The organism is Chromohalobacter sp. (assembly GCF_039830575.1).
Classification (GTDB): domain Bacteria; phylum Pseudomonadota; class Gammaproteobacteria; order Pseudomonadales; family Halomonadaceae; genus Chromohalobacter; species Chromohalobacter israelensis.
The window spans coordinates 148035-157613 of sequence record NZ_JBDOOX010000002.1 but is presented as its reverse complement, the minus strand read 5'-3'; the positions used below and the strand labels follow the sequence as shown (position 1 = coordinate 157613).

The 9579-nt window shown below is 60.8% G+C and carries 7 protein-coding genes; all 7 read left to right on the top strand.

The features are described 5' to 3' along the window. The coding region (gene cysC, locus ABGX75_RS00995) for an adenylyl-sulfate kinase (protein WP_347411441.1) at window positions 1-1442 on the top strand (1442 nt) is incomplete at its 5' end. 203 nt (window positions 1443-1645) lie between these two features. After that, window positions 1646-3553, top strand: coding sequence for a nucleoside-diphosphate sugar epimerase/dehydratase (locus ABGX75_RS00990; RefSeq protein ID WP_347411152.1), 1908 nt, complete (start codon window positions 1646-1648; stop codon window positions 3551-3553). 308 nt (window positions 3554-3861) lie between these two features. Beyond that, complete coding sequence (locus tag ABGX75_RS00985) at window positions 3862-5160, top strand: O-antigen ligase family protein (RefSeq protein ID WP_347411153.1); 1299 nt, start codon at window positions 3862-3864, stop codon at window positions 5158-5160. After that, entirely contained in the window at window positions 5157-6059 is a 903-nt protein-coding gene (locus tag ABGX75_RS00980) for a glycosyltransferase family 8 protein (RefSeq protein WP_347411154.1), read from the top strand. Before ABGX75_RS00985 ends, ABGX75_RS00980 begins: the two co-directional genes overlap by 4 nt. Before the next feature lie 104 nt (window positions 6060-6163). Further along, window positions 6164-7330, top strand: coding sequence for a glycosyltransferase (locus tag ABGX75_RS00975; RefSeq protein WP_347411155.1), 1167 nt, complete (start codon window positions 6164-6166; stop codon window positions 7328-7330). 268 nt (window positions 7331-7598) lie between these two features. Then, window positions 7599-8375 carry a hypothetical protein gene (locus ABGX75_RS00970; protein WP_347411156.1) on the top strand — a complete coding sequence of 259 codons (777 nt, stop codon included), beginning with the start codon at window positions 7599-7601 and terminating at the stop codon, window positions 8373-8375. 51 nt (window positions 8376-8426) lie between these two features. Further along, entirely contained in the window at window positions 8427-9503 is a 1077-nt protein-coding gene (locus tag ABGX75_RS00965) for a glycosyltransferase family 92 protein (protein ID WP_347411157.1), read from the top strand. Window positions 9504-9579: the final 76 nt, after the last annotated feature.

The following is a 9579-nucleotide window of genomic DNA, read 5'->3' as shown; positions in this document are numbered from 1 at the left end:
ACCTGGTGATCGCGGTCAACAAGATGGACCTGGTCGACTACTCCCAGGCGCGCTTCGACGAGATCGTCGCCGAGTACCGCGAATTCGCCGCCAAGCTCAACGCCCGGGACATCCACTTCGTGCCGCTGTCCGCGCTGGAAGGCGACAACGTCGTCAACAAGAGCGAGGCCATGAGCTGGTACGAGGGCCCGGCGCTGCTCCATCTGCTGGAGACCGTCGAGGTCACGCACGACAAGAACCTCACGGACCTGCGGCTGCCGGTGCAGTACGTCAACCGCCCGCATCTGGACTTCCGCGGCTACTGCGGCACGCTCGAGGCCGGCATCCTGCGGCCCGGCCAGCGCGTCAAGGTGCTGCCCTCGGGCAAGGCCTCCACGGTGGCTCGCATCGTCACCTTCGACGGCGACCTCGAGGAGGCCTATCCGGGGCAGGCGATCACCGTCACGCTCGACGACGAGATCGACATCTCGCGGGGGGACTGGCTGGTCGCCGAGGACGCCGAGGTACCGCTGGCCGACGCCTTCGAGGCGGACATCGTGTGGATGCACGACACCGCGCTGGAGCCCGGCCGGCTGTACGACCTCAAGCTCGCCACGCGGGACCTGGCGGGCAAGATCACGCGGATCGACTACCAGACCGACGTCAACACGCTCGAGCACCACGCCGCCGAACGGCTGGCGCTCAACGCCATCGGCCGCTGCCGCGTCGAGGTGGCGGGCACGCTGCCGGTGGACGACTACCGCGTGAGCCCGGGCACCGGCAGCTTCATCGTCATCGACCGCATGACCAACGTGACCGTGGGTGCGGGCATGGTGCATCGCATGCTGGAAAGCGAGCCGCCCTATGAATACCGCACCCACGACAGCAAAGCCGAGGTGGTGTGGAACCGCTCCAGCGTGACGCCCGAGATGCGCGCGCATATCAAGGGGCATGCCGGCAAGTGCATCTGGTTCACCGGGCTTTCCGGCTCGGGGAAATCTACCCTGGCCAACGCACTGGAAGTCGAGCTCAACCGGCGTGGCTACCACACCATGCTGCTGGACGGCGACAACATTCGCCACGGGCTGTGCAAAGACCTCGCCATGAGCGAAGCCGACCGCACCGAGAACATCCGCCGGGTGGGGGAGATCGCCAAGCTGTTCGCCGATGCCGGCATCATCGTGATTACCGCCTTCATTTCGCCGTTTCGTTCCGACCGGGCGGCCGCACGCGAACTGTTCGCAGAGGGCGACTTCATCGAGGTGCACGTCGACACACCGCTGGCGATCTGCGAGCAGCGTGATCCCAAGGGACTTTACGAGAAGGCTCGCCAAGGCAAGATCAAGGATTTCACGGGGATCAACAGTCCTTACGAGGCCCCGTCGAATGCTGAAATCACCGTGGATAGCACGAGCCACAGCCAGCAGGAACTGGTCACCCAGATACTGAAAGCGGTCATCTGATGGGCGGACTCGTGCATTAAGCGTTATGGTGAAACTAACGTCGTGCCGGCCAGGAAGCCGGCAGCCACATCACTGCCCATTGGCTCTCTTGTATGAGTGGAGAACAGGGCAGGACGTGCCTGACAGAGAAGGATGAGATGATGGGCCAAAGACGAATGCACCAATCAATTGCGGGTTTGAGCCGTGCCAAGAAGCGCTTGATCATGGTGACAGCGGACCTCGTGGTATTGCCATTGGCCCTCTGGTCCGCCTATGCGTTGCGTTTTGCCGAATGGTGGCCGGCGCGCTACATAGAACCCTTTTGGTGGCTGTTCCTCGTCGTGCCACCCGTTGGCGTGTTCATTTTTGCCCGCTTGGGGCTTTACCGCGCCGTGGTGCGCTTCATGGGCCCTCAGGCGCTATGGGCCGTGGTCAAGGGGGCGCTACTCCTGGCGCTATTGATGTGGGCCTCGGCGTTTTTCTATCGCTGGCAGACATTCCCCCGTTCGGTACCGGTGAACTTTGCCCTGGTGACCCTGGTATACGTGGGCGGTACCCGGTTGTTGGTACGCAGCTATTACCAATGGCTGCTTAAGCACTATACCCAGAAGGAGCCAGTAGCTATCTATGGGGCCGGGGGGGCCGGCGCGCAGTTGACCCTCGCACTGGCCAATAGTCGAGAGTTCTACACGGCGGCCTTCATGGACGATGACCCGGCTCTCTGGAATTGCACCATCAAGGGTGTGAAAGTGCACAATCCTGCCCGATTCGAGACGGTGGCGGAGGAACTCGGCATCAAGCGTGTGCTGTTGGCCATGCCCAGCGCCACTAAGGCGCAGCGTAAGCAGGCGCTGGACAAACTCGGCGATGTTGCGGTGCGGGTACAAACGGTACCTTCCATGCCGGAGATCGTTTCCGGTTTGGCGAGCGTCGATCAACTGCGCGAGGTGGAGCTGGAAGATTTGTTGGGACGTGACCCGGTTCCGCCACAGCTCGAGCTGGTGGATGCCAGCATTCGTGACAAGGTGGTCATGGTGACGGGCGCCGGGGGCTCCATCGGTAGCGAGATGTGTCGTCAGGTGGTTCGCGGTAGCCCCCAGGCGTTGATCCTGTTCGAGGTGAGCGAGTTCGGGCTGTACGCCATCAACCAGGAGCTGGAAGCCATGCGCCTGGAGATGGGCGAGAGCTTTCCTATCGTGCCGCTGCTGGGTAGCGTGTGCGATCGCAATCGCGTGGAAGTGGCGATTCGCCACTACGGTGTGCAAACGCTTTACCACGCAGCGGCCTACAAGCATGTGCCCATTGTCGAGAACAACGTGCTGGAAGGTGTGCGCAACAACGTGCATGGTTCGCGCGTGGTCGCGGAAAGTGCTGCCTTGCTGGGCGTGGAGCGCTGCGTGTTGATCTCCACCGACAAGGCGGTGCGCCCCACCAATGTGATGGGGGCGACCAAGCGCATGGCGGAATTGGTGCTGCAAGACCTGGCGACGCGCTATGCCCTGAAGGATGGGCATCGCACCATTTTCTCGATGGTACGCTTTGGCAACGTGCTGGGCTCCAGTGGTTCGGTAGTGCCGCTGTTTCGGCGCCAGATTGCCCAGGGTGGGCCGATTACCGTGACCCACCCCGAGATCACCCGCTTTTTCATGACCATTCCCGAAGCGGCGCTGCTCGTGATTCAGGCGGGCTCCATGGCCGAGGGCGGCGATGTGTTCGTGCTGGACATGGGCGAGTCGGTGAAGATCATCGACCTGGCGCGTCGCATGATCCAACTGAGCGGGCTGGAGCTGAAAGATGAAGAAAACCCCGATGGCGACATCGAGATCGTCTACACGGGGCTGCGCTCAGGCGAGAAGCTGTACGAAGAGCTGCTGATCGGTGACAACGTGATTGGCACCAAGCACCCCAAGATTCTCCGCGCCCAGGAGGAAACCCTGCCGCATCAGGAATTGATCGCGTTGCTTGGAGAACTGCAGGATGCGGAGTGTACTCTCGACAGCCAGCGAGCATGCAGATTGCTGAAACGGGGAGTCAACGGTTTCGCGCACAGTGGTGATATGGTCGACCTGTTGCCCAAGACGTCGGCAGGGGCGTCGAGTATTTCGGTACCGACGGGGACGGCCAAGCACTAGCAAGGCCTTCTGGCGCTATCTGCAAGCTGACCAGTTGGCTCTTTTGTCGTATGACCCAGTTCCATCATTGGGGCTTGAATGAGGCGCCCGGTCCATCACAGGGTCGGGCGTCGCTGTGTCTGGGCTTCTGTGAATTGGATTCCAGGCGTGGTTGGCGGATGTGCGGTTTTATGAATTTTCCCGGGTATGCGGCATCTGGTACTCTTTTGCGCCTTTGAACAGACTGGCATGGCCGCTCTTCGCTGTAGCGTATAAACCAGGTGGAACTTGACGTAGAGGTGAGTCGTTGGATGGATAGTCGCAGGTGGATGCCACGGGCCGACTGGCGGAAGGTGAATCGAGCGGTTGGTTGGGTGGCCTTATCCATCTATGCCTTCTTCTGGTTGATCAATTTTGACCTCTCCCGGGCGGGTGAGTCTGTCTTCATTCTTTGCTTCGTGATCGCTTGGTGCATGGAACCGGAGCCGTCGATCAAACGGCACCGGGTCTTTCTACTGCTGCTGTCGTTCATCGTGTTGCAGGTCGGCGTGTATTTCTTTGCAGTAGAGCGCTTCCCGGACTTTGCCGACGAGCAGGTAAAGGCCGCCCGACACTTCAGCAAGCTGTTCTTATGCATCGCGGTGGCCTGGTGGCTGCGGGGTTCCAAGCGGGCCACCAGGTATCTGCTGGGTGTCTTGCTGGTGGGCTTCCTCGTATCCTTGCCACTTCATTCCACCACTGCCGAGTGGTTGAGGGCCCTGTCTGGGCGCCGGGTGGATTTCGGCTATACGAACGCCCAACACACCGCCTTCTTCATGGGCCTCGTAGTGATCGTGGGTGGCAGTTGGCTTGCTCGGTGCTTACAGCGCCCCGTTCGAGGCATCGAGTGGGGGCTGGCATTGTGCTTGGCGATGCTCGGTTTAGTGGGCGTCGCCGTGACCCAGACACGCGCGGTCTGGTTGGCTATGGCGATTGTGTCGGCTGGCTTGCTGCTCGCGGGATTGTTTTATCTGTGCAAGCAACGCCATTACAAAGTGTTGAGCGCCAAGGGCGTAGGAGCCGGTATCGTCGTGGCTGGTATATTGGCGATGGTTGGCTATGCGCTGGCGCCGGCCTTCGAGAAGCGGCTACAAGCCTCGCAAGCAACCTTCCAAGCGCTCGAAGTGGGCGATGTCGAAGATATCCAGTACAATAGCGTCGGTATTCGCCTCCATACTTGGCTATATGCAGTGGACAAGATAGCCGAGCGCCCCTTGACGGGATGGGGGGCGGAAAGCCGCAAGCCATTGATCGATGAAGGCCCTTTCCCGGAATCGGTAAAGCATCGCTTTGGGCATTTCCATAACTCCTACCTGGAAATCCTGCTGGCGTACGGTGCCTTGGGGATGTTGGCGTTGGCGGCTCTCACCTGGATGATCCTCAAGGGAACCGCTCGACTGCTTCGCTCCGATCATCGTTATTGGGGCGTGGGGCTATTATCGGCCTGGGCGTTCTTTTTCATCATCAACATGTTCGAGTCATACCTGATTTTCAATTCCGGCATGTACTTCTACATCATCGTCGGCGGCGTAGGCATGTCTTACTACCTGTTCGGTGAGCGCGATGAGAAAGAGGTGGTGTCGACATGAACGTGGTGCTGTGTGCCGATGAGGGCTATGCGCGCTTCGGTGCCGTGGTCATGGCATCGGCCATTGCCAACGCTTCCCACCCCGAGCGGCTGCGTTTTTACGTGCTTACTCCGGGTCTGGAAGACGACACTGCAAAACGCTTGCGGGAGATGGTGAGCAATAGCGGTGCTGCCCTGCATATCATCGACGTCGATGTGCAGGCGCTCCATGGGCTCCCGGCTGGCCGTTTCGGGATCGCGTCCTTGCTGCCCTTGTTGATGCACCGCTACCTGCCAGAGGATTGCGAGCGTATCATCTATCTGGATTGCGACGTGTTGGTGCTCGGTGATCTCGAGAGCTTGTGGGAATTGCCGCTGGAAGGCCACGTCGTCGCGGCAGCCATGGATCTTTGCAACCCCTCCAGCAAGCATACCCGGCGAGATCCCGATAACTACTTCAATTCAGGTATGATGCTGGTGGACCTGCAGGCCTGGCGTCGCGAGAGCGTCGCAGAAAGGGCGCTGGAATATCTGCAAGTGAGTGAGGCGGCTCGTTATCCGGACCAGGATGCCTTGAACGAGGTGCTGGAAGGCAAGTGGTACCGGCTTGAGCCGGAATGGAATTTTCAGCCCACCGCCTATTCGGCCGTGGAGAAGCGGTACGCCCACCTGACCGAGTATCTGCCGGCCCTGAAGGCCGCCATTCGGTACCCTCGCATCGTGCATTTCATCGGGGCGGTGAAGCCATGGCATGCACGCTGCGTTCATCCCTTTCAGGATGACTTTATCGTTTACTCGACGCTTACCCCCTGGCCTATCGAAAAGTCCGCGTTGAGGTCGACATTGCCGTGGGGTAGGCGTATTCGTATGTTATTGAAACAGCCCAAGATTCGGCGTCGCCGCCGGTTGGCGCGCTCATAGGCTAGGCATTATTTCGGAGTGCAATTGATGCTCATCTTTTATCGTTTCGTCATGTCCTCGACCCCCGGCGCTGGCTCCATTAACGCCATCTCATTGGAGTCCTGATGCGCACGCTGGTAGTCGTGCGCTCCCTGAAGATGGGGGGCATGGAACGGGTGGCGATCAACCTGGCCGACGCCTTTGCCGAGGCGGGGCACGAGAGCCATCTGGTGGCGCTCCGCCGTGTGGATGATCCGTTGACCTCTTCCCACAGCCGGGTGCGGCAGCATCAGCTGGCGTTGAGCCGCTGGGCCCGGCTGACCGTTGTCGGACTGCTCGCGGAGTTAGTGGCGCGCTGGTTGCTGAACCCCCTTCTCAAGCGGGCGTTGTTCCTGGGCACGGGGTTGATGGGCGGCGTGGTGTTCCGCCTGTGGCTCAAGCGTTTTGAGCGTCGCTACGGTCGGGTGGATCGCATCGTCTTTAGAGGGATCGGCACCTTCGAGCTCGTGTGGACGTTTCGCGATGAGCGGGCCTGCTACGTACTGGAAAACATTTTCCACCCGAGGGGACCTTGCTGGCGTCGGCGCTTGTTCGCGCGCTGCCTGTACCAGGGGCGGGAATTGGTAGCGGTCTCCCAGGGCGTGGCGGAAAGCGTCAAAAAGGCGATGCCTCATTGGCGGTTCATGCCCGGCAGCTTGCGGGTCATTGCCAACCCATGCCCGATTCCGGGAATACGCGAGGCGATGCAAGCGCCCGAGCCGGATCTGCCGGCGGGGCCGTATATCGTCAACGTGGCACGCATGGTGCCCGCCAAGGATCACGCCTTGCTGCTGCGTGCCTATGCGCGCTCGGGCGTGACCTTGCCGCTGGTTCTGGTCGGGGACGGCCGGGAGCGCGAACGCCTGGAGGCGCTGGCGGGGGAGCTGGGTATCGCCGAGCGGGTGATCTTCGCGGGGCAGCGGCAGAACCCGTACCCATGGATGCATCATGCGCGGCTGTTCGTGCTCAGCTCACGCTTCGAGGGCATGGGCATCGTGCTGTTCGAGGCGTTGGCCTGCGATACGCCGGTGTTGTGCGTGGATTGCCCCGGCGGCATTCGCAGCATCCTCAAGGGCGGGCTCGAGGGCAGTGTCGTTCCCCATGACGAGGAAAGTCTGGCGCGCGGCCTGCAAGCCGCATTGGAGGGAGAGCCGCCGCCGGTGCAGGAGTCGTGGCTGGATGACTTCAAGCCCGAGACGGTGGCCGCACGTTTCATGCACAAACCCGAAAGGAGGTCGGCGTTTTCTTCATGAGCGTGTAAGACGTTAGTACTACGTTTCTCAGGCGTTAATTGATACCATGCTAATTATTTAACCGGCATGTTGCTGAACGAGGTGAACGCATGGGACCAATGCCAGCGGGAAACGTCCCTGAGCCGACATCAAGGGGCGTGAAGCAAAACAAGCATGACATGTGGCGGATGCAAGGGCAGCGGGTGTGATCTTTGGCCGACGTAAAGAATGGCGCTTGCCCAAGGCCCCTGCCGGCGACCCAGCCTTCGCGCCCTTGGAAGACCCTCGCATGTACTGGCCCGTGCAGCGTGCCAGGCTGGAAAAGCTGGGGCGCGAGGGGCTGGAACGTCTGCTCGGCGTGCCGGTCGAACGTGGGCTCATGCAATTGTGGCGTCATGAGTTGCCAGGCTCGGCCTGGGTGGAACGTATCGGGCTGCCACGGCGTGCCGTGGAATGGCAGCTCGGGCAGGGGCTGGTGCTGCACGTCGACCCGTGCCGGTTGATTTGCGGCACCAACTGGAAGGGGTACCCGCATAAACTGCGGCCCACATCCTCGGCCTTCATCTGGGATGGCGAATGGGATTTGCTACGCGGTGATCTACGCGTGAGATCCCGTGCGCTTTTCATCGCGGATCTCGCGGCCCACCGAGACGATCTCACCCAATCCGATGCCTTTGCCACGTATATGACCCGCCTGAAGGCCGGCAAGCCCTGGAAGTCGCATCAGCAAGGCATCCTGCTGGATAGCGAGGCCCGCATTCTGACCTTCCTGCGCGTCTACCTGAGTTTCATGGACGACATGGCCGTGCGCGGGTTCGATTCCACCCGGGGCAAGGACATGCTGGGCGTCGCCGTCAGCCGCGAGGGCACGCTGATCAAGATCAATCGCGGCCTGCATCGCCTGGCCATGGCGCAGCATCTGGGCCTGCCGAGCGTGCCCGTGGCGGTCAAGGCCGTGCATCGGCAGTGGTGGGAGCGCGTGACCCAGGGCGCGCGTGGCAAGCATGCCCTGGCGATGGTGAAGAAGAACCTCGCCGATTGTATTCCGGAAACAACGGTTTCTTAGCTTGGCGAGCGAGTGGATGACACTCCCGGTTACTGAATATCGAGTCGAAACATGCAGATCAATACGATAACCCTCCCCGAGGGCCTGGCCCTGGAACGGCTCTCGAGCCCTCGCAGTAGCCTGGAAGAGGACGAGAAGCCCTTTTTCGATGCCAGGACCGTCTTTTACGACGTGTTCGTCGACAAGCAGGCCGGTTGCCTGGTGGCCGTGGGGCCGCCGGCACTGAACCTGGAAAGCTATTTGCAGCGGCTCGTGCTTCGGGTCAATGGCACCGCCACCCCGTTTCAATTCCACGAGTACGGCGAGTACAAGCTGTCGATCCTGAAGGCGCCCATCCCCGAGAGCGACGAGTACGATGTCGAGTTCGCGTTTCCGGATTTCACGCCGACGTTCAAGCTGACGGCCCTTGAGCTGCCGAAGCGCAAGCGCGTGCTGGCTGCCATCTCGAAGAACAACGATATCGAGTGGATAGTGTACTGGGTCGACTTCTACAAAAGCCGCTACGGCGTCGAGGATGTCTACATCTACGACAACGGAAGCGACAACGTCGTCGAACTTGAGCAGGCCCTGGCGGGCAAGGCCCATGTCATTCGCTGGAACTTCCCCTTCGGCCCGTCTCGCAAGACGGTGAACATGTTCGCCCAGGTTGGAGCGCTCAATCACTGCCTGCACCGTTTCGCTAAACACGGTGTGCTGTTCAATTTCGATATCGACGAGTTGCTGATCGCGGATAGCGCGGCCATCGATGCGCGTTTGCAGAAGAAGGGCGTCGTCTATTTCAACAGCTTTCTCGTGCCGTACCGCAACCCCGGCAAGGCGCGGTTCACGCACGCGGACTTCCTTTATCGCTCGCCGAAGGTGAAGGAGACTGCGCGCAAGTTCGTGTGCCGGGCGGATGCCGTCGATGTGATCTCCTATCACAACACCTGGGCGTGGTGGCGCGTGCCGTTCTTGAACAAGCTGCGTCGCAACAAGGCGGAGAAGCTGCTGTTGGAGGATGCATACTTCCTGCACTTCATGGGGATCAGCAACAAGCAGGAGCCCGGCCTGCAGCGGTTCAAGGAAGAGTCGACGGAAGGCCTCGTGTATGATGACGCGCATGTCATGACGCCGCAGACGGCGCATTGAAGGGCGCTGACCGGTGGCGGTGCCATATGGCCAAGGGATCGAACGAAAAGGGGTTGAATGAAGATGGAGCGAGCGG

Coding starts and splice junctions, on each gene's coding strand:
- ABGX75_RS00990 (WP_347411152.1), top strand. CDS start 1,646: ATGGTGACAGCGGACCTCGTGGTATTGCCATTGGCCCTCTGGTCCGCC.
- ABGX75_RS00985 (WP_347411153.1), top strand. CDS start 3,862: ATGCCACGGGCCGACTGGCGGAAGGTGAATCGAGCGGTTGGTTGGGTG.
- ABGX75_RS00980 (WP_347411154.1), top strand. CDS start 5,157: ATGAACGTGGTGCTGTGTGCCGATGAGGGCTATGCGCGCTTCGGTGCC.
- ABGX75_RS00975 (WP_347411155.1), top strand. CDS start 6,164: ATGCGCACGCTGGTAGTCGTGCGCTCCCTGAAGATGGGGGGCATGGAA.
- ABGX75_RS00970 (WP_347411156.1), top strand. CDS start 7,599: ATGTACTGGCCCGTGCAGCGTGCCAGGCTGGAAAAGCTGGGGCGCGAG.
- ABGX75_RS00965 (WP_347411157.1), top strand. CDS start 8,427: ATGCAGATCAATACGATAACCCTCCCCGAGGGCCTGGCCCTGGAACGG.